Below are 19,859 nucleotides of genomic sequence, written 5' to 3' on the forward strand. Positions count from 1 at the left end.
CCTGCGTGCGGCGGCGAGATCGCCGGCGGTCACCTGCACGTCGCCGAGCTTGATCAGGCTGACCGAGACATCGCGCTGGGCCTCGGCCGAGCCGGGGTTCGCGGCGGCCAGGCGGCGGGCAATCTGCAGGCTGTCCTCGAAGCTCTTGCGTGCGGCGGCGAGGTCGCCGGCGGCCACGTGCACGTCGCCGAGCTTCTTCAGGCTGACCGAGACATCGCGCTGGGCCTCGGCCGAACCGGGGTTGGCGGCGGCCAGGCGGCGGGCAATCTGCAGGCTGGCTTCGAAGCTCGTGCGTGCGGCGGTGAGCTCGCCGGCGGCCACGTGCACGTCGCCGAGCTTCTCCAGGCTGACCGAGACATCGCGCTGGGCCTCGGCCGAACCGGGGTTGGCGGCGGCCAGGCGGCGGGCAATCTGCAGGCTGTCTTCGAAGCTCCTGCGTGCGGCGGCGAGATCGCCCGCGGCCACCTGCACGTCACCAAGGGTGTTGAGCGCGACACTGCGGTCCCGGGGCTGGTTGGCGGCGTGCAATGCCCGGGCTGCGGCATCGCCTGCTTTGTCCGTCTGGCCGGCCTCCTGGTGCAGCCGGGCAAGGAAGATCCATGTCCATAGATCACCGGGGTCGCGCTCTGCGGCAGCCTGCCACAGGCGCACGACCTCGTCTGTGGTCTTCTCCCCGCGGTCCTTCATGTCGGCGGCGAGGGCGGCGAGCTGGCGGTATTCCTCGGCGGCCTTCAGCTTGTTTGCCTTCTCCCGCGCGGCTTCCTCGGCGCGGGTCAGGGCTTCGAGCACGGGGAAGGCGCCGAAGCGGTCGCCGTCGGCATAGCGTTCCAGAGCCTGACGGCGATCTTCGCTGGGGGAGCTGGCAAGGGAGGCGATGATGCGGCGGTACTCGGCCAGCTCGGCCCGGTAGGTGGCGTCGCGGGCGGCGATGTCGGCGACCAGCCGTTCACGCTCGGCGGTGACCTGCAGCAGTTCCGCCCGGGCCGATGCCGCGTCGGCTTCGGACTGTTTTCGCTGGGCCAGGCTGCGGCGCAACTGCTTGTCCCGTTCGTCGAGCTGGGCGAGCAGCGTGCGCTCGCGGTCAAAAGCGCGTTTCTCGCCGGTGGCCAGGGTGGTGGCGCGGTCCAGCACCAGGCGATCAACCAGGGTCTTCTGCTCGGCATCCGCGTCGATGGTGCTCACCGGGGCGGCGAGGCCAGGGGCGGGGGGCAGCAGGACGCAGCCCAGGAGCGCAAGGGTTAAGACACGATGCCTATTCATGGAGTCTCCTGCGGAGCCATATATTCGCGCCCCCGATGATGGGTGGCTGTGACGTCTGCATGGCGCCATTCTGTCGATAATGTCATCCAGGTCAAGCGCCGGGGCCGCGGATGCGGCATCGGCAAGCCTGTCTGCATGCCCGACCGGCGCAATGCCCGTTGGCAAGACCCGGTGTCGATCAAGAAAAATTCCGCCGGCTGCGTAAGAAACGCCGATCACCACCGACCAATCACCAGGAGTCGAATCTTCGACCGACCTCCCGGAACTTTCCGGTGTTCCTACCCCTTCAGGAGAAACCATCATGAATGCCATCACCAGCAAGTCGATCACCGCCGCTTCCCTCGCCCTGGCCCTGGGCGCTGCCCTCACGGTTGCCGCCGCCCCGGCTGCGGCCCAGGACAAGATGGCTGACAAGGAGAAGTGCTACGGCGTTGCCATGAAGGGCAAGAATGACTGCAGGGCGGGCGCCGGCACTACCTGCGCGGGCACCTCCAAAGTCGACTACCAGGGCAATGCCTGGAACCTGGTGCCCAAGGGCTCGTGTGTGAAGACGGCATCGCCGACCTCGCCGACCGGCTTCGGACAGCTTGCCGAGTTCAAGGAAAAGAAGGCCTGATTGACCTGACCCGACGTGGAGCGCCTGCCATGACGACAGCCCGCCATTTTCTGCCGCCAGGGGTGGGCGGTTCCGCGCCGGGGGCCGGCACGCTGCCGGCCCGCAGCGGCCTGGGCCTCAAGCCCGAGCACTTTCACAGCATCCTCGAGACTTTGCCCGACCTGGGTTTTTTCGAGATCCACGCCGAGAACTACATGGTGGAGGGCGGGCCCTATCACCACTATCTGACGAGGATCCGCAGCCACTACCCCCTGTCGATCCACGGTGTGGGCTTGTCCATCGGCGCCGAGGCCGGGCTCGACGAAACGCACCTGGATCGCCTGGCGGCCCTGATCAAGCGCTACGCGCCCCAGTCCTTCTCGGAACATCTCGCCTGGTCCAGCCACGGCGGGGTGTTTCTCAACGATCTGCTGCCGCTGCCCTACCACGCCGAAACCCTCCATCGGGTCTGCGCCCACATTGACCGGGTGCAGGAGCGCCTGCAGCGGCCCATGCTTCTGGAGAACCCGGCCACCTATGTGGAGTTTGCCGACTCCACGTTCGGCGAGGCCGACTTCATCAGTGAGGTGGTGCGGCGTACCGGCTGCGGCCTGCTGCTCGACGTGAGTAACGTCCATGTCTCCTGCGTCAATCACGGGCGCGATCCGCGGGCCTTCATCGCCGCCTTGCCCCTCGCCGCAACCGGGCAGATCCATCTGGCAGGATTCGCCCGGGACGTGGATGCGGCGGGCGATCCGCTGCTCATCGACAGTCATGGTGCGCCGGTGGCCGACGAGGTGTGGCGCCTCTATCGCTGTGCCCTGGAAATGCTCGGACCCGTTCCCACCCTGATCGAGCGCGACAACGACGTGCCGGCTTTCCCCGTCCTGCTGGCCGAGGCCCGGAAGGCGGAAGCGATGCTGAGCACCTTTGCCGAAGCCGGGGAGCCCGCATGAACGTGCAGACGCCCTTTGCCGCGGCGCTGCTGGACCCGGCGCGCCCCTGCCCGGATGGGCTGGTGACGTGGAATGGTTCGGACCCGGCGAGGCGATTCCAGGTGTATCGAAACAATGTGATCGTCTCCCTCGTCGACGCCCTGGCCGACACCTTCGCGGTGACACAGCAATTGGTCGGCGACGAGTTCTTCAGGGCCATGGCCCGGTTGTACGCCTGTGCCCATCCGCCCCGGTCGCCGGTGCTGGCCCTCTACGGTGGGGATTTCCCGGCATTCATCGAGGGCTTCCCGCCCGCGGCGGGGCTTCCCTACCTGGCAGATGTCGCGCGGCTCGAGTATCTGCGCGTGGTGGCCTACCACGCCGCAGACGCCAGCCCGGTGGACCCCACCGCCCTGGCCGCCCTGCTGACGGATGAAAGTGCCCTGCCAGCGTTGCGCATGCGCTTGCACCCCGCGCTGGCGGTGCTTCCGTCGGATGCCGCCGTGGTGTCCCTGTGGGCCGCCCATCAGGGGGTAGGGGCGCTGGAGGAGGTGATTCCAGAGGTGCCGGAAACGGCCCTGATCCTTCGTCAGGGGCTGGAGGTGGACGTCAGGCAGATCCCGGCCGCGGCGGGGGCCTTCATTGCCACCCTGGGGGCGGGCCTGCCCCTGGGCCAGGCCGCCGCCAGGGCCACCGCACTCGATGGGGGCTTCGATCTGGCCGGAGCCCTCGGCCTGTTGCTCCAGAGCTCGGCCATCACCGCATTGAATCCTGTACTGCCCCAATAAGGAGAGCGTCATGAACACCCCCGCCCAGGCCGCACCCATCGCGCCCCCGTCATCACTGCATGGCTTGGTCATGCGCGTCGTCACGCTGCTCTCGGGTATTCCCGAGTCATTCATCGCGTTGCTGGGGCGCTTCTCCATCGCCGCCGTCTTCTGGAAGTCCGGCCAGACCAAGATCGAGGGCTTTGCCGTGGATCTCATCGCGGGCGAGGTCCAGCTCGGCTGGCCGCGCCTGGCCGAGTCGGCCTTGTCCCTGTTCGAAAGCGAATACCGCCTGCCCTTCCTGCCGCCGGAGCTTGCCGCCCCGATGGCGGCCCTCGGCGAGCATGTGTTTCCGTTGCTGATCCTGCTGGGGCTGGCAACGCGCTTCTCGTCCCTGGCCCTGCTCGGCATGACCCTGACCATCCAGATCTTTGTCTATCCGGATGCCTACCCGACCCATGGGGTCTGGGCGACGGTCCTGCTGCTACTGATTGCGCGGGGGCCGGGGGTCGTCTCGGTGGACCACTGGCTGGCGCGGCACTACGCGGCGAAGTGACGGGCTGCCGGCAGCGTCACACCGTCTCCTTGCGGCGGAACACCAGGGGGCGGCCGTTATGGGTGCGCTTGACAAGCCAAGCCGCGAGGGCCGAGTCCATGTAGTCGGCATGCCCGGGGAACCAGTCGACCAGGGCACGGGCGTAGGCGCGGGCAACATCGGGGGCGTTGTTCAGGGCAATGTGCTCCCGCACCTCGTAGGCGGAGCGGATGACCTTGTCGTGCTCCTCGATGTGGCACCCGCCACCGCCCGGGAAGTCCGGGGCGGCGAGCCAATCGTTTTCCTGCTTGAAGTGAGCCTCGGCATGGCGGATGAAAGCTTCCAGCGCTTCCGGGATCCCGGCGTCGCTGGCCGTCAGCAGGGCATCGACGCACGCGACGAACTCGCGATGGGTGTCGTCCATGGCGCTGTGTCCGAGCAGGTAGCGGTCACTCCAGGTGAATTCCTGAACCGTATTCATTCAATCGACTCCATGTTGCGGCGGCCGGACCGGCCCCGGGGTGGATGATGCCATGGGGGCTTCAGCCTGTGGCCTGGGCGAGGCTGGGGCAGCCAACCGGATGATAGTTGCGCTGGAAGTAGGTCAGCCCCGCTGCGCCATGGCCTGCCGTGACTGCCTGCACCTCGCCGATGAACAGATCGTGGGAGCCGAGCGGGTGCTGTTGCACGATGCGGCAGTCGAAGCTCACGAGGGCGCCGTCCAGTGCCGGGCTGCCGGTTGCCAGCAGGTGGGTGGCGATGCGAGCCAGCCGGTCCGGCATGGAAATGTTGCGATTGGCAAAGAGCTGTGCCACGTCCTGCTGGTCCGCTGCCAGCACATTCACGCACATGACGCCATTGGCGCTGAAGATGCCGTGGGCGTAGGACGAGCGGTTGATGCAGGTGAGCAGGGTGGGGGGCTGATCGGTCACGCTGCACACGGCCGTGGCGGTGATGCCGGCAAAGCCCATCCGGCCATCGGTGGTGATCAGATTGACGGCGCCCGCCAGGCGGGCCATTCCGTCGCGAAACAGGTCGATGCTGACCATGAAAACTCCTTCTCCATTGCGGGGAGGGCGGACGACAGGGCGCGTCCGCCCTCGGGCGGGTCAAGACCCGGTCATCACCATTTGAGGGCTACGGAAGCGCCGACCCAGTGCTGCGACATGTCCACCGCGACCCCCGTGCTGGGGCCGCTGCCGCGCACTTCCGAGCCAAAGGCCCGGGCGTACATCAGCGACAGCTCGGTCTGCCGGTTGAGGGCGTAGGTGGCCCCGAGGGTGAAATGGTCCTGGGGTGTCACCGGCGCCAGGTAGTCGAGGGTGGCGTTCTCGCGGCTGACGATCTGCTGGCCGTGGCTGACGCCCGTGCGCAGCGTGAGCACGGGGCTTGCCTCCCAGGCGACGCCGATGCGGGACACGGTCTGGCTGCGCCAGCCGAAGCCGGGTTCGGGCGCCGTGAGGGCGTTGGCGAAGGAGTCCAGATCACCCCAGTTCACCCGCATCACGTCGGCCGCAACAACCAGGGACGAAATGGGGCGCCAGGCCAGGCCCACCCCGTAGCGCTCGGGAATGTCGAACTCGCCCCCGTTGGCCAGCAGGTTGCGATAGGCCCGGAGCTTGCCCATCCGTACCCGGGCCGAGTACATGGCGCCCAGCGTGATCTGCTCGGAAACCTGACCGGTCCAGCCAAGCTTGAAGCCCACGCCCGTGGAAGAGGCGGTGCCAGGGCTTTCGACACCGACCGCGTCGGGCACGCCGTCCACCTTGAAACGCTGGTAGGCGAAGTCCGCCGACACGCCGATGGCGCTGCCCGGGCCGAGCTTGAGGGCGTAGGTGGGCGAAGCGATGATCTGGGTCAGCTTGGCGCTGTCCTTGTCGCGCCCGCCCAGCATGGGCACGTCATAGACCGTGCTCACGCCGTTGCCGTAGACCGAGATGCCGATGGACTGACGATCATCAATGACGCGGTTGTAGCCCAGGTCGGGAACGGGAATGGCCTTGACGCCATCACCCTTGAACTCGGTGCCGCCAAAGCTTGATTTGGGGTCGACGATGACGACGGACAGTCCCAGGTCGAATCGGTCACCGACGAAGGCCATGCCGGCCGGGTTGTTGGCGGCGGCAATGGCGTCCTGGGGCAGGGCGATGGACGCGCCGCCCATGCCCATGGCCTTGATGCCGTAGCCGTGGGGCATGGGGCCGTTGGTGGCGTGGGCCGGCGAAAATGCGTACAGCGCGGCCAGGGCCACGGATGCACGCAGGCAGGAGGGGCAGGGATGAAATCGTGTCGGGGTAGCGGGCATGATGGGCTCCGGTTTCTGTTTATCGATATGCCAGTCGTTGGGCTGCCGGGAGGTGGGCAAGGATGCCGGCGACCGTCGGCGCTCAGAGGGTGTGACTAAATCTGCTGCGCGACCCGATTTCGCCCCTGCGATGCTCACCGTAGCCTTGTACGGCTGCGCTTCTCTGGGCGAACTCGAACCGCTCGCTACGCTTTCTTCACACCCTCTCAGGCGACGGCGGCCGACTCCGCAAGCAGGCGGCCCATGGCGTCCGGGTCGTAGAACCAGGTGGACAGGCTCTTGGGGTCGTTGAACGCGTCGGCGAACTGGTGCGCCAGTCCGCTGTTCTGGCAACAGGTGCCCAGGAACTGCATCACGTGGGGCGGCGGCGGTACCAGCATGCTGTTGGTGAAGCGTGCCGACCATTGGGCGTAGTCCCAGTAGCCTTCAGCCAGGGCCTCCATCCATTCGTGATCGAACGCCTCATTGCCGCGGGCGACAATGGCGTCCAGGTAGAGGCTGGCGCCCTTGGCGGCATTGTTCGAGCCCTGCCCGGTCATCGGGTCGTTGAGCACCAGGATGTCGCCCATGCCCAGCACGGTCCTGCCCGAAGGCAGCACGCCGATGGCCTTGCGCACGGTGGGCGTCACCCGGCCGAAGAGGATGCCGTTGTCGTCGGTCAGGCGGATGTTCGCGAAGCGCGGCGCTTCCCAGGGGAAGAACTCCGCAATCAGGGCCTTGGTCATGGCCAGGTGTTCCGCGGGGGTCTTCACCGCATCCCAGCGATCCATGGGGCCACCGGGCACGCTCTCGATGTTGATGATGTCGCAGGGGCCGCTATGGGTCAGCGCGGGGAAGTGCACCAGCTCGCCGACGCCCGGATTGAGGTTGATGTTGAGGGCCGTGAAGTCGTCCCGCGGCACCATGCCGTGAACGTAGGTCAGGGCAATGGCCCGTTGCGGACGGTCGAAGGTGCAGCGGGCGGCGTCGCGTTCGAACAGTTTGCCCAGTTCGCCCTTGCCGGTGGCCACCAGCACCAGGTCGGACGTTGCGGCCAGGCGTTCGAGTTCGGCCATGTCCACTTCGCCGATCACCAGATTGCCGCCCCGGCGTTGAAACTCGTTCATCCAGCGGGGCATCTTCACCCGTTGATCCACCGATTGGCCGTTCGCCGACATGCGCGAGCGGAAGTCCAGCAGGGTGCCGGCCTGTGCGTTGCCGGCCTGGACATGAATGCCCTCGATGGGCGGACATTCCTCGTCCCAGAAGGCGATGCCCAATTCCCGCTCATGGCTCAGGGCCATGTCGTACATGGACTGACTGGAAAGAACCTTGCCATTCGAGATTTCTTCCCCGGTACGATTGGATATGGCTGTTACCGAATAGCCTTTATCCAGAAGTCCAATACCGAGCTGGAGGCCGGCCTGACCGGCGCCGACGATTGTGATATTGCGCATGATTGTGTGCTCCGCGTCCGAAATGTGTTGGGAGCCCGTCGCTGCGGGCAATGCCAATTTCGGTCAAGCGCAATATGTCGGCTATGCGATTCTTGCAGACCCTGTGCAGCGAGTGCACATACAAATTGATCGGGTGTAATCTTGCTGCAATTCGCCCGATTCAATTCATGGGAAACGTCTCAGCGTGTCGCTGGGCGATTCGCCATAGCGCTTCCGGTATTCAGCAGCAAAGCGCCCCAATTCAAAAAAGCCCCAGCGGGTTGCCACGGTGGTGACATTGCGGAGCTTTCCCGTGTCCTGCAATTCCTCGCGTGCCTTGTCCATGCGCAGCTCCCTGAGATAACGCATGGGGCTCACGCCGCGAAACTTCCTGAAGCTGTTGTAAAGGGTGCGCAGGCTGATTCCGGTCAGCTCGGCAAGCTGCTCATTGGTGATGGCGGAATCCAGGTGGGCGCGCATGTAATCCTCGGCCACCTTGAGGTGGCGGGGCAGTACTTCCGTCTCCGGGCGGGCCAGGTTGTCACTGAGGGAATTGCCCTGCCAGACCAGCAGGCCGGACATGATGAGTTGCTCGAACTGCGCCCGCATGAGGGGATGGGCCACCAGATCCGGGTTCTGCTGGACACTGCGCAGCAGTTGGCGGACGGTCTTTTCCCAGGCCAGGCCTCCGCCACGGCGGGTGTCCAGTGCCGTGGCAAAGGAAAGGGGCTGCCGCAGCGGCCGTCCGAGCAGGCTTGCCGCATGGCGTTCAATGGCGTCCCGCTCGATGCGTACCGCCAGCTTTGCGCAATCCGCGCTCCAGTTCATGGAGAAAGCCTGGCCCGGAGAGTGGATCGTGCCACTGCCCGGCCGGCTGAATCGGGTTTCCTTTCCCGATTCAAGTCGATCCTCGCCTTTCAGCGGCAATTGCACCAGAAAGAAGGAATCCAGCTCCTGGGGGGCCACGGAGACTTCTGCGCCGTAGCTCATGACGCTGAAACTCATGGCCGGCGTGCGCAGATAGCGGTGCCGGTAATTCAATTCGGCACGCCGGTCGGTCAGGCTCAGGCGATGATCGCAGAATATGCCCGCGACCATTTCGCGGGTTTCATCCAGATCCCTCGAATGCAATAGCTCAAGCGCCGTCAGGTTATTTTCCAGCATTTGTGCACCCCGACCAGAATCAAGATCCGTCAATATTCCCGACCACTCACTCTTTCACCATAGCCTATCCAGCGTGCCGGCTGATCAGCAAGGGTCACGATCGCTTTGAGTTCGCGTGCAAGCGGTCGCGCGCCCGTGGTGCCCAGGGCTTGTCAATGGATCTGCCGTGCGGCTCGCTCTTGTTTCTGCGACGCTCACTGTACCCCGTGTACGGCAGCACATCCCGGCGCGAACCCGAACGGCTCGCCGGAAGTGCATGCGACGGGCTCGCCGCGGGAGGCGCCCCGGCCCGGGTGCAGACCACGCGGCCCCCGCCCCGGGAGGTCAGGGAGGAGGAGGAGGGTGGAGGCCGCGTAGCTGCAAGCGTCAAAGCGAGGGTGCATCGCACCGCGAAGGGGCCGATGTCCGCCATCGTCGCGGGCGGCGTTTCGTCCGTCTTCTTTGGCCCGTGCGGATAGGCAGTTGCATGCATGAAGGTTTGGCCCGCCTGGCTCAGAGGTGTTTGTGGCCCCACACGCTGGTCACGTCGAACAGCTTGACGTCGGTATCGTCCGGGGCCATTTCGAGCCCGCCCCAACCGCATTCGAACTGCAGCCGGGAGGGTGACTCCACGTAGAAGGACAGCATGTTGTCGTTCACGTGCCGCCCTATCGAGCGGGTCTGCCGGAAGCCGTGGGCATGCACCCGGTCGAGGGTGAGCCCCACGTCGTCGATACGATTGACCTGCAGCATCAGATGCCCCAGGCGTCGTGGAATCGGCAGGCTGCCGAAGGCCAGGGTGTGATGGCGGGGGTTGCAGCGCATGAAGATGAAATCGCCGGCGAGGCCGCCATAGTTGCGGGTCGACACGTAATCGCTGGTGATGAAGCCCATGATTTCGCCATAGAACTGCTGCACCCGCAGCGGATCGTCCACCACCAGCATGAGGTGCCCCAGGCCCTGTTCGCCTGTCACGAAACCGCCATGCCCCACCGCGGCGCAGAAGGGTTGCTGGGGTTGCGTCAGGCCACCGTAGGACAGCTCGAGATCGATGCCCGAGGGGTCGGTGAGCAGACACATCTCATACACGCCGCGGGCCGCGCATTCGTCCCGGCTGGCCATCCGGAAGGGGTGTCCGGCTTTCTCCAGCCGGGCGCAGACCTGCTGCAGGCCGGCACGGTCGGCCAGTTCCAGGCCGATGGTCTTGAGGTCTTCCTTCGGGCCACGGGACACCATGATGCGCCAGGGACGGGCGTCGATGCGCAGTTTGAGACAGTCGGGGGTGCTGCTTTCGGCCCGTTCGCAGCCGAACACTTCACTGCCGAAGACGGCCCAGCGTTCCAGGTCGGTGGCCTCGATCTCCACGTAGGCCAGGCGTTTTACCAGACTCATGACGGTGCCTCCTCAGCGGGAACGCCGCCAGGTGAGCCGGGCGGTTCTGGCGTTGGGGGTGCCTTCCTCCAGGCGCGCGATCAGCATGAGTTCGCCATTTTCACCCCACACGATCCGGCGGCGTTGCGTGCCACCCTGCCAGTTGGGGAAGATGGAGAGTTCCACGTGGTGGGTCACGTGGCCGTCGTCCAGCGAATAGCCGCCCGCGTAGGAGAGGAATTCGTTGTAGGCCGACGCTTTGTCCTTATCGCTGGCATCCCACTGACCGCCGCTGGAGAACAGCGTGCGCGGGGCCCGGGTCACGAGGCAGAACATGGTGCCCTCCCCGTACTCGATGAAGCCTTCCAGCTTTTCGCCAAAGGGGTGGGTGACCCGTCCGTCGTCGTACTCCTGGGTCCAGGACTGGACGTACCAGCGTCCCTTGATGTCTTTCGTCATTGCTTGACTCCTCGTCACCCTTCACCATCCACGTGGTGCGAAGGGGCTCTCACTCGGTCAGAAAATCGCGGACCAGACGCGCAAAGCGCCCGGCGTGTTCAATCTGCGTCCAGTGGCCGCAATGGCCATAGACGTGTAGCTGGGCGCGCGGAATCAGCGCGCACAGGCGCAGGGAATTGGAAAGGGGGATCACCCTGTCCTCGCGGCCATGGATGACCAGCGTCTCGTGGGGAAGGGCCCGGATGGCCTCCTCGGGGCTGGCGAGGGCATGGACCCAGCGCTGCCGCGGTGCCGGGAACATGGCCGAGAAGGCTTCCTGGGCACCGGGCTGGATGCTCGCCTGGTAGCGGGAGCGCACGATGTCTTCGGTGATGCGGCTGCGGTCGAAGGCAAAGATGTCCATGATGCGGCGCATGTTGTCCATGGACGGCTCGTAGCCCCATACCGCGTCGAGACCGGGGGTCAATTCGAACTCCACCCCCGCAGCGCCCATCAGCACCAGTCGGCGGACGCGCCGGGGATGCTGGATGGCCAGCATCAGGGCCAGCGCACCTCCGAAGGAGTTGCCGACGATGTCCGTCTGTTCGAGGCCCAGGGCATCCATCAGTCCCACCGCCTGGGCCACCCAGCGTGCCGCCGAGTACGCCCCGTCGGCCGCACGGGCGCTGTAGCCGAAGCCGAGCATGTCGGGCACGATGACCCGGCAATGCTTGGCCAGCTCCGGCATGGCCAGGCGCCAGTTCACAAAGCCGCTCACCCCGGGGCCGGAGCCATGGATCATGATGACCGGGTGGCCTTCGCCCAGATCGTGGTAATTCGTCCGGATGCCATCGATTTCGATGGAGCGACCGACTTCGGGGTTCTGCGGCATTTGCATTGGAAATCCTGTGTGGACATGGGCGACGGGCGCACATGGCGCGAAGTCACGGCCGGTGGCTCGGGCAGGCCGGGGGCGGGCAGCACCATCCCGCCGTAGGGGGCTGGTGCTGTCCGGATCCATCAGCCGCCTTCCGGATGCCGGCCCGAAGGGCCGGGGCTCAGAAATCGACCTTGTCCACCTTGTAGCGGGGCGGTTTGCCCTCGGCGGTCTCGCGGAAGCGGATGGCCGAGTTCTTGGTCGCGCCGTTCACTCCCCGGCCGGGCTTGGCGATGCCCCGGTTCCAGCGCGATGCGAGCTTGCGCCAGGTGATGGGGGAAATGTCGGTGGCGACGAGCTGCTCGTCGTCCCAGCCGGAGCCGTCGGCGTAGAAGTTCTGCATGGCCTCGCGCGCATACAGATCGCAGTCGTTGAAGCCGTGCAGGCACAGGGGCTTGTAGACCCGATCGAACTTGTACTGGAAGTCGGTCTGCTCCTTCTCCGTCGGGCACACCTTCACCAGCACTTCCCAGTACTCGTGCAAGTCGTCGGTGATCGGTACGTACCATTCGTACTGCACGATGTGCTCACCCGGCCAGTTCTCTACCATCAGCACGCCCGGCAACACGACCGAGGTGCGGTAGAAGCGGCCCTTCAGGCCCTCGACCTTGAGGCCCAGTGCCTCGTTCTCCAGCACCGGGGTCCACTTGTCGGTGAACAACCACTGCATCATGCCCTTCGGCCCGTCGGCGTCTTCCACGACTTGGATGCAATCATCACTCGCAGGCAGAATGCCCAGTGGCAGAACCCAATCCATCGCATGCACGATGGTGTTGTCCTTGTGCACCAGGATATGGGCGTTATCGAAACCGTTCTCGCAGGCGATGCGCCAGTTGCCGTAGCCGGTACGGTGCATGCCAAGGGCGATTGCGTCTGCATCCAGCACGCTGGGTGAAGCCGGCCACAGGGGGTGGGCGAAGCGCTCGCTGTTCTCCGGGAAGCGGAACGGCAGATCCTGGGCGAGCGGCGGAACGTCTTCGTCCGGATAGTCGTCCTCGCGCACGAAGACAAAGATCATGCCGGCCACCTCATGCACCGGGTAGGTCGTCACCCCGGTGGAGCCCACCAGCTTGTCATTGGGGTTGGCAACGATGGTGGAGAGCTTGCCGTCTTTCAGGTCGAAGGTGAAACCGTGGTACCAGCAGGAGATGGTCTGCTTGTTGAAGCACATCTTCTTTTCGGACATGCGCACGCCACGATGCACGCACTGATCCTTGAGTGCATATACCTTTCCTTCCGCACGCCGCAGCACGATGGGGACACCGCAGATCTGGATGCCCTGGATCTCGTCCTCGGGGAGCTCGTCGCTGAAGAGCGCGGGATACCAGTGATTGATGAATCCCCAGGCCGCATCCTTGTAGGGCTGATACTGGCTTTGGGTCTTCTGGTTGTTGACGCGCTCCTCGCTGATGCCATTCGGCTTCTGAATGCGCCGGCGAATGATGGGTTGCTCCGACATCTTGATCTCCCGATTACAGATTGAATGAGGCCGTGGTGAATCTGGGAGACATGGTATTGAGTCGGTTCTTATTCGACGCTCCACCTACTGCTCCGGCTATCCCCTTAGCGCACAAATGAAAAGGGCTATTTCCGGGGTGTTGGCGGGGCGCGGAAATACGGCTTCTCTTCCCCGTGGGGTCGAATTCATTGGCGCTGTTCGCGTTAAGTATGGAAAGCTCTGTTGCCCCAAAGGGCAAGGCTCTCCAGGCCTGATGGGCTTGCCGCTACTGGCCGGCGTTCCGTTGGTTGGCGTATCGTTGGCCGGGACTCGCCCCGGCGGGCGACTGACTTTCTTGCTTCGCCAAGAAAGTCAGCAAAGAAGGCGACCCGGCCACCCCGGTCATTCGCTGCGCGAATGACTCCCCTGCGCTGCTCCCAGCAGGCGGCCGGCGCGGAACTCGCCCTGCGGGCTCAAACAGCCGCGCCGGACTTCCCCGCCTGCTGGTGCGCTGCTCGGCGGGTCGGAACGGGCTTTTCGGATGCACCGAGCCCCTGCGGAAATCGAGTCGGGTACTGGCCGTTGATCACCTGCATTTCCTCTCCCCTCTGACGAGCCCGGAGGGAGGGAACCCCCGCAGGGGGCGCGACAGCGGGGCACGCTTCTTTGCATCCTTTCTTGTCGTGCAACAAGAAAGGATGTCGCCCGCCGGGGGCGAGTCCCCGGCCAATGTGACGTCATACAACGGAATGCCGTTCCGTAGTGCCAGGAAAGTGCTTTCTCATCGGTAGTTAAGGTGCTCAAAGCCCGCCCGGTTTCTACCGCGCCAATGTCTGCGACGGGCTTTCGCCAAAGCGGCGTTTGTAATCGGTCGTGAAATGGCCCAGGTGGGTGAATCCCCAGTGATAGGCCACGGTGGTGACCGTTGTCTCGGAAGGGCGGAGGCGTTTGAGTTCCTCATTGACCCGACGCATGCGCACCTCTTTCAGGTACAGCATGGGCGACGTGTTTCTGAAACGGCGAAAGCCGTTGAAGATGGAGCGGCTGCTGACACCGGCGTGCTCGGCCAGATCGATGATGGTGATGGGCTGGTCGGCGTTGTCCTCGATGTAGCGCTCTATGCGCTTGACGAAGGCGGGGGCAATCGAGCGCTCCTCGCCGTTCAGCTCTTCAGTGTAATTGTGGGGCTGGCAGGTGAGCAGGGTGGCAATCACGGTCTGCTCCACCTGGGCCGACATCATCGGCGAATCGAAGCACTGATCGTCCAGGGCCAGGGATTCGTAGATCCAGCGCAGCAGGCCGGTCCACCGGTTGCCGGCGGTGCCGTCCAGTGTCATGGCGGGTTGGAAGCCGATGGGCTGGCGCAGGGCATGGCCGAGGTGCTGGATGCAGTTGCGCTCCAGCACCTCCCGCTCGACGCGGACGATCAACTTTTCGGTATTGGCCTCGTGGCGGATCAGGGAGGCGCCGGTGGCGTTGATCACCGAGCCCACCTTGCCCGACGAACACACGGTCTGCCCACCAGTGTCGATCACCTCACGCCCACTCAGGGGCACCTGCACGAGATAAAACGATTCCAGGCAGCCGGGTTCGATATCCACGGCGCCACCGTAGGTGATACGTCCGAAGCCCACGCCGCGTACCTTGCGCAGATGCATGCGGGCATTGATGGGGCGCAGGCCGTCGACTTTTTTCAGCCGGTTTTCGCAGAAAGCCCGGACTCCCCACTGGCGGGCCTCTTCCACGTCCTGGGTCTGGAAGAGGTCTGCGCCGACCATTACCGGAACTGGCGCCGGCTCCGCTTTATGACCAATAAGTTCCATTTCAGTCTCCTCCGTTGGAACACCGCTCTTGCCTGCTTGTTTTTATTGGTATTTCCCGATCCGGCCTGTAGCTGAATCGACTATTTGAATGACGGGAATCCTTGTCTGGGTTTTTTATTGCTTTTTCCAGTGCGCTGAAATTTGAACATTGTCCGGGGGAAAAAGCACCCTTGCAGTGCAGCAATTCTTCAAAATGGTGCATCGCTGTGTCCTCTGTCGGAGCATTTTCTGGGGAAAGCCCGCTGAATCAGGCTGTGAGGTCTTAGTGCCTGATTCTTATAGGCAAACAACGTGCCGGAAACGCCTTTCGGTATGCCCGCCAGTGAAAGAAATAGGTGCACTCGGCGGATAGTCAGTGCACTTTTCGTATAGCGCATCAATTCGCAATCAAATAAGCGAAATGATCTTTCGGGCGGGAATGCAATTAGGTGGGGCTCGCGGGCCTGACGAATAGGTTTTCCTATTTCGTGGCTGTTCGGAAATTGCACTTCAGGGGGGCGACAGGTTCGGTGCGGAGCGACGTGGGCCGGCAGGAGGCGTGGTGAGCGCCCCACACGCGGCCCCTTGTGTGCGCCAAAGGGGGAACGGAGGTCATCGCGTCAGGCGATGGCCGGGGGCGGTGCCGGTTTCAGACCCGGAAGATCCCGACGGATGTCTTGAGACGCTCTGCCAGTTGATTCAGCCCGCGTGCCGCATCGAGGCTGACCGCGAGCCGGGCGGAGGTCGCTTCGAGGCCGGTCGCGATGTCCTCCATGTCGCGTGCAATGCCGTTGCTCGTCGATGCCTGTTCCCTGACGGACAGGCTGATCTCATCCACGCCCTGACAGGCCGCTTCCACGCGTGTGATGGCGGTCTTCAGGGCTGAGCGCGTTTGTGCCATGTTCTCCTGGCTGAGGTGCAGGGTGTTCACCCCGCGGGCCACGGAGCGCGACACGGAGAGGGCGTTTTCGTCCAGCAGCTTGGTCAGGTTTTCGATGTCCACGCCGGCACGTCCGGACTGCTCCGCCAGCTTGCGCACCTCGTCGGCCACCACGGCGAATCCGCGCCCCGACTCGCCGGCCCGCGCCGCCTCGATGGCCGCATTGAGGGCAAGCAGGTTGGTCTGCTCGGCAATGGCCTTGACCTGCTGGGTCAAGGCCGAGATGGAGCCGGTGTTGCTCATGAAGGCTTCGGTGGTCTGGCGGATGGCCTCGATGGCCCGCTGGACCTCTTCGATGTTGGCACTCAGTTGCTCCATGCTCTGCCAGCCTTCGCGGCTGCCCGACAGGCTCTGGTCCGACAGCTCGCGGATCTCCGCAGCCCGGTCGGACACCGTCGCGACACTGGTGGCAAGTTCCTCGATGGAACAGGAGATGGCCGCCACGGCATCACTCTGCTCACGCATCTTGTTGGCGCCATCCTCCGATTGCTGACGCACCGTGCCGGCGCTCTGGGAGATCATCCCGGCGTCCCGGCGTGCGTCGCTGACCAGGCGCGACAGGTTCCCGTTCATGTCGTGGAGGGCCCGCATCAGCAAGGCCGATTCGTCGTCGCCCTCCACCTGCAGCTTGCCCGTCAGGTCGCCGGACGCCACCCGCTCGGCCGCCTGGATCGCCACGGCGAGGGGCTGCAGGGTGCGCCGCCGGAGTGTCAGCGTGGTGAGCACCAGCACCAGCGAACACAGCAGCGCGATCGAGGATACGGACACCCTGATGAAGTGCGCTGCATCGGCGGTAAGGGGCGCAAACGCGCGGGAGTTGGCCATCAGGTCATCCATGCCGGGACGCAGGCGGGCCGCCAGCGCCACCGGCATGGGGCCGGCCTGCCGGCCCGACGAGGCGATGATCGCCAGCATCCGGTTTACGTCGTCAATGTCCTTGCGAGGAAGGTCGATCAGCGGGCCGAAGCCCAGCACACGCAACATCTGCTGCTCGACCCAGAAGACTTCACTATCGGCCTGCAGGGCGAGCTGCCGGGCCGCCGTTAGCTGGCTGACCAACTTCTCGATCGTCGTGGCGTCAGCGTTGCGGGCCGCGTTCTCCACATTGCTCAAGCCGGAGTCGAGCTGCAGGGCAAGCTCCAGGTGGTTGCGTTCAAGAAAATGGAAAGTGGCGGCCTTGCCCATCAGGCGGTTGCCGTACATGGTGACGAGGGCAACGCCGACCACGGTGCCCAGGGCCATCGCAAACTGCCGCTTCAGGGTCGCACGCCCCGCGCTGGAGACCCGAAGGCCGTTCATGTTCATCATCAATCTCTCCCCAATCCTGCCTGCAAAAGACACCACCGACCGTCGTGCCGGAAGCGGCAAGCCGGCGCTTATAAAACCGAGGCCGGATCTTGGGGGCGTTGAATCGTCTTCGTCTATTGGGCTTTGGTTTAGATGGCGGCGAGGGAAGGTGCCCGCAGGAAGGCCCCCCGTGGGCGCCAAACACGTCCGGGGGGCGGCATCGCATGCCTTGCGGGTGGCGCGCTCCCGGGCCGGGCCGGGTCGCATGTCCCGGCTCCGCCCGAAAACTGCACTCGCGGGATAAACCCTTACCCAATTGGGAGCGACGCCATGCGGTCTGATTCTTAGGATGCGTTCCACGCGCTGCGTTTCGGGCGCTCCTCAAGTGTGAATGCAAGCCATGGAATCAAGCCTCATGAACGATCAAACGCACCAAGTCACGCTGCGCTTCGCCGATGGCGCCACGCACACGGTCCTTACTGAAGATGGCCGCTCCGTGCTCGATGCGGCTCTCCAGGCGGGAGCCCCCGTGATACACCAGTGCCACTCGGGCAGTTGTTCGAGCTGCATCGCCACCCTGTGTGAGGGGAGTGCCGTCACCCAGGCTGGCGCCACCACCAGCCTGCTGAGCAGTGAGTACGCGGCAGGCCAGCGTCTCCTGTGTGTCACGCGAGCCCAGTCCGATTGCGTGTTCGAACTGCCCTACACCAGCACGGCCGGCCAGATCGCGCCCGTCACTGCCCACGCTTTCGTGGACGGCATCGAGCGCATTGCTTCCAATGTGATGAAGCTGACCCTGGAGCTGGCGGAGGGCGATTGGCTCGACTTCCGTCCGGGCCAGTATCTGCAGGTGGAAATTCCCGGCGCGGAGACGGTGCGCAGCTACTCACCTTCGAGCATCGCCGCCGACCTGCCACGGCTCGAACTGCTTGTCCGCCTGCTGCCGGGCGGAGCCATGTCTTCCTGGCTGGAGGGCGGGGCCAAGCCCGATGACGTGGTCAAGATCAAGGGGCCTTATGGCGCCTTCTTCCTGCGGGAGGACCACCGCCGCGCCAAGCACATCTTCGTGGCGGGCGGCACGGGCTTGGCGCCGGTGCTGTCGATGGTGGACGGCATCCGCCAGTGGGGCGGGCGCAAGCCCCCGATGCTCCTCAGTTTCGGTTGTGCCGTGCCTGAAGCCCTGTTCTGCCTGGACGAGCTGGAGCTGCGGCGCCAGTGGCTGCCCACCCTCGAGACACGTATCTCGGTGGACCGGGGCGCGCAGGGGGATGTGCTGTCCGGCAGCCCCGTGGCGGCGCTGCGGGAGGGCGATGTGCCCAACGCCGACACCGTTGCCTACCTGTGTGGCCCCCAGCCCATGATCGACGCGGCAACCCGGCGCCTGATCGAACTGGGCGTTCCCCCCGAGCGCATCTACAGCGAGCAGTTTGTTGCCAGTCACTGACAGGAGAGATATCCGATGACGCCCCCCACCACGCCGGCCTTCAGTGCCGAACAGCAAGCCTGGTTCGAGCGCGCCTGCGCCAGGATCAACCCCCAGCGCCTGCAGCAGCTCCTGTTCTCGATCGTGGACATCCACAGTCCGACGGGGGCCGCACGGGCGGCCAGCGAGTTCATGGCGCAACGCCTGTCCGAGGCGGGCCTGAAAGCCCGCTACCAGCCGATGACGGAGACCAGTGGCAATGTGCTGGCGGAGCTGCGGGGCAGCGGCGGCGGCGCCGCCCTGATGCTCTATGCCCCCATCGACACCCACCTTGATCTCACGGAGGCGGAAAGCCAATGGACCGGGGCGAAGGGGGAGGCCGATCTGCAGGCCCGGGCACGGATGATCGATGATTGGGTCTTCGGCCTGGGGGCGTCGAATCCCAAGGCCATGGTGGCCACCCTCACGGAGATCGCCACCGCACTGATCGAGGCCGACGTGCCCCTCGTCGGCGACCTGCTGGTGGGCATGGCCGATGGCGGCATGCCGGTGGACATCTCCGCCCGCAACCACGGGGGCATGTCCAATGGCGTGCTGCATCTGCTCAACCGGGGGGCCGCCGCCGACTACGCGGTGATCATGAAGCCCTGGAACTGGGTCTATCACGAGGAGCCCGGCATGGGCTGGTTCAAGCTGCGGGTGCACGGCACCCTCGGCTACGCCGGCGTTCCCCATGATCTGCCGGCCTTCCGCAGCTCGGTGGTGCCCGCCGCCACGGTGATCCAGGAGCTGCAGGCCTGGCTGCTGGACTACGCCGAGCGCAACACCTCCGGGGTGGTCAAGCCCCACGGCTGGATTGCCGGCGTGCGCTCCGGCGACCCGGAACGCCCGGCCTTTCCCTCCGCCATCACCGAGATCTTCTTCGACGTACGCATCAACCCGCGCACCTCGCCGGCGGAGGTGAAGTCCCAGTTTGCCGAGTTCGTGGCCGGCCTGGGCCGGCGTCATCCGGAGATGGTGCTTGACTGGGAGATGTACGGCTCGGTACCCGGCGGCACCACCGACGTGGACAACTGGATCGTGCGTTCGGCCAAGCGCGGCTGGGAGCACATCGAGCAGCGCCCCCACGGCACGCCCGACCTGCTTGGCGGGCAGACCGACGGCACCGCCCTGCGCCGCTACGGCGTGCCCACCGTGCGCATCGGCTGGCCCTGGCCGGCGCCCAACCCGCCGCTGCCCACCGCCGAAGGCCTGGGCGGCATGGGCGC

General features: G+C 65.2%; 18 protein-coding genes. 6 read left to right on the forward strand and 12 right to left on the reverse strand.

The genetic code is table 11. The features are described from left to right. On the reverse strand, positions 1–1,260 hold a 1,260-nt coding region (locus tag J0L98_RS17215; RefSeq protein ID WP_296413074.1), incomplete at its 3' end, for a tetratricopeptide repeat protein. 301 nt (positions 1,261–1,561) lie between these two features. On the opposite strand from J0L98_RS17215, the gene J0L98_RS17220 reads away from it, so the two are divergent. The 4 genes from J0L98_RS17220 to J0L98_RS17235 are packed head-to-tail and all read left to right on the forward strand — an operon-like array spanning position 1,562 to position 4,113. After that, positions 1,562–1,876, forward strand: coding sequence for a DUF2282 domain-containing protein (locus J0L98_RS17220; RefSeq protein ID WP_296413075.1), 315 nt, complete (start codon positions 1,562–1,564; stop codon positions 1,874–1,876). Positions 1,877–1,905: 29 nt separating this feature from the next. Then, complete coding sequence (locus J0L98_RS17225; protein WP_296413076.1) at positions 1,906–2,811, forward strand: DUF692 domain-containing protein; 906 nt, start codon at positions 1,906–1,908, stop codon at positions 2,809–2,811. After that, complete coding sequence (locus J0L98_RS17230) at positions 2,808–3,578, forward strand: DNA-binding domain-containing protein (protein ID WP_296413077.1); 771 nt, start codon at positions 2,808–2,810, stop codon at positions 3,576–3,578. The genes J0L98_RS17225 and J0L98_RS17230 overlap by 4 nt, the downstream gene beginning before the upstream one ends. A 10-nt stretch (positions 3,579–3,588) precedes the next feature. Beyond that, a complete protein-coding gene (locus J0L98_RS17235; protein WP_296413079.1) occupies positions 3,589–4,113 on the forward strand; it encodes a DoxX family protein in 525 nt (174 codons plus the stop codon). 16 nt (positions 4,114–4,129) lie between these two features. Here the strand turns inward: J0L98_RS17235 and J0L98_RS17240 are convergent, their stop codons facing one another. The 11 genes from J0L98_RS17240 to J0L98_RS17290 form a co-directional block, all read right to left on the reverse strand. Continuing rightward, entirely contained in the window at positions 4,130–4,573 is a 444-nt protein-coding gene (locus tag J0L98_RS17240; protein ID WP_296413081.1) for a hemerythrin domain-containing protein, read from the reverse strand. A 61-nt stretch (positions 4,574–4,634) separates the two neighbouring features. Then, positions 4,635–5,141 (reverse strand): flavin reductase, encoded by a 507-nt coding sequence (locus tag J0L98_RS17245; protein WP_296413083.1) that lies wholly within the window; start codon positions 5,139–5,141, stop codon positions 4,635–4,637. A 74-nt stretch (positions 5,142–5,215) separates the two neighbouring features. Beyond that, positions 5,216–6,397, reverse strand: a complete 1,182-nt coding sequence (locus tag J0L98_RS17250) for an outer membrane protein transport protein (RefSeq protein ID WP_296413084.1) — start codon at positions 6,395–6,397, stop codon at positions 5,216–5,218. Between the two features lie 206 nt (positions 6,398–6,603). Continuing rightward, positions 6,604–7,833, reverse strand: coding sequence for a styrene monooxygenase/indole monooxygenase family protein (locus J0L98_RS17255; protein ID WP_296413085.1), 1,230 nt, complete (start codon positions 7,831–7,833; stop codon positions 6,604–6,606). A 165-nt stretch (positions 7,834–7,998) separates the two neighbouring features. After that, entirely contained in the window at positions 7,999–8,976 is a 978-nt protein-coding gene (locus J0L98_RS17260; protein ID WP_296413086.1) for an AraC family transcriptional regulator, read from the reverse strand. A gap of 492 nt (positions 8,977–9,468) precedes the next feature. After that, a complete protein-coding gene (locus J0L98_RS17265) occupies positions 9,469–10,347 on the reverse strand; it encodes a VOC family protein (protein WP_296413088.1) in 879 nt (292 codons plus the stop codon). A 12-nt stretch (positions 10,348–10,359) separates the two neighbouring features. Further along, positions 10,360–10,785 carry a lipocalin-like domain-containing protein gene (locus tag J0L98_RS17270; RefSeq protein ID WP_296413089.1) on the reverse strand — a complete coding sequence of 142 codons (426 nt, stop codon included), beginning with the start codon at positions 10,783–10,785 and terminating at the stop codon, positions 10,360–10,362. Positions 10,786–10,834: 49 nt separating this feature from the next. Continuing rightward, positions 10,835–11,662 (reverse strand): alpha/beta fold hydrolase, encoded by an 828-nt coding sequence (locus tag J0L98_RS17275; RefSeq protein ID WP_296413090.1) that lies wholly within the window; start codon positions 11,660–11,662, stop codon positions 10,835–10,837. A 160-nt stretch (positions 11,663–11,822) separates the two neighbouring features. After that, a complete protein-coding gene (locus J0L98_RS17280) occupies positions 11,823–13,160 on the reverse strand; it encodes a Rieske 2Fe-2S domain-containing protein (protein ID WP_296413091.1) in 1,338 nt (445 codons plus the stop codon). Positions 13,161–13,957: 797 nt separating this feature from the next. Then, positions 13,958–14,962 (reverse strand): AraC family transcriptional regulator, encoded by a 1,005-nt coding sequence (locus J0L98_RS17285; RefSeq protein ID WP_296413092.1) that lies wholly within the window; start codon positions 14,960–14,962, stop codon positions 13,958–13,960. Positions 14,963–15,590: 628 nt separating this feature from the next. Further along, positions 15,591–17,189, reverse strand: a complete 1,599-nt coding sequence (locus J0L98_RS17290) for a methyl-accepting chemotaxis protein (protein WP_296413093.1) — start codon at positions 17,187–17,189, stop codon at positions 15,591–15,593. A 394-nt stretch (positions 17,190–17,583) separates the two neighbouring features. Between J0L98_RS17290 and J0L98_RS17295 the strand changes: the two genes are divergently transcribed. Together J0L98_RS17295 and J0L98_RS17300 are read left to right on the forward strand one after the other, a co-directional pair. Continuing rightward, a complete protein-coding gene (locus J0L98_RS17295) occupies positions 17,584–18,612 on the forward strand; it encodes a 2Fe-2S iron-sulfur cluster binding domain-containing protein (protein ID WP_296413094.1) in 1,029 nt (342 codons plus the stop codon). A gap of 15 nt (positions 18,613–18,627) precedes the next feature. Then, a partial coding sequence (locus J0L98_RS17300; protein ID WP_296413095.1) for an acetylornithine deacetylase occupies positions 18,628–19,859 on the forward strand: 1,232 nt, incomplete at its 3' end.

This window comes from Zoogloea sp., assembly GCF_017302315.1.
In the GTDB taxonomy this organism is placed as follows: Bacteria; Pseudomonadota; Gammaproteobacteria; order Burkholderiales; family Rhodocyclaceae; genus Zoogloea.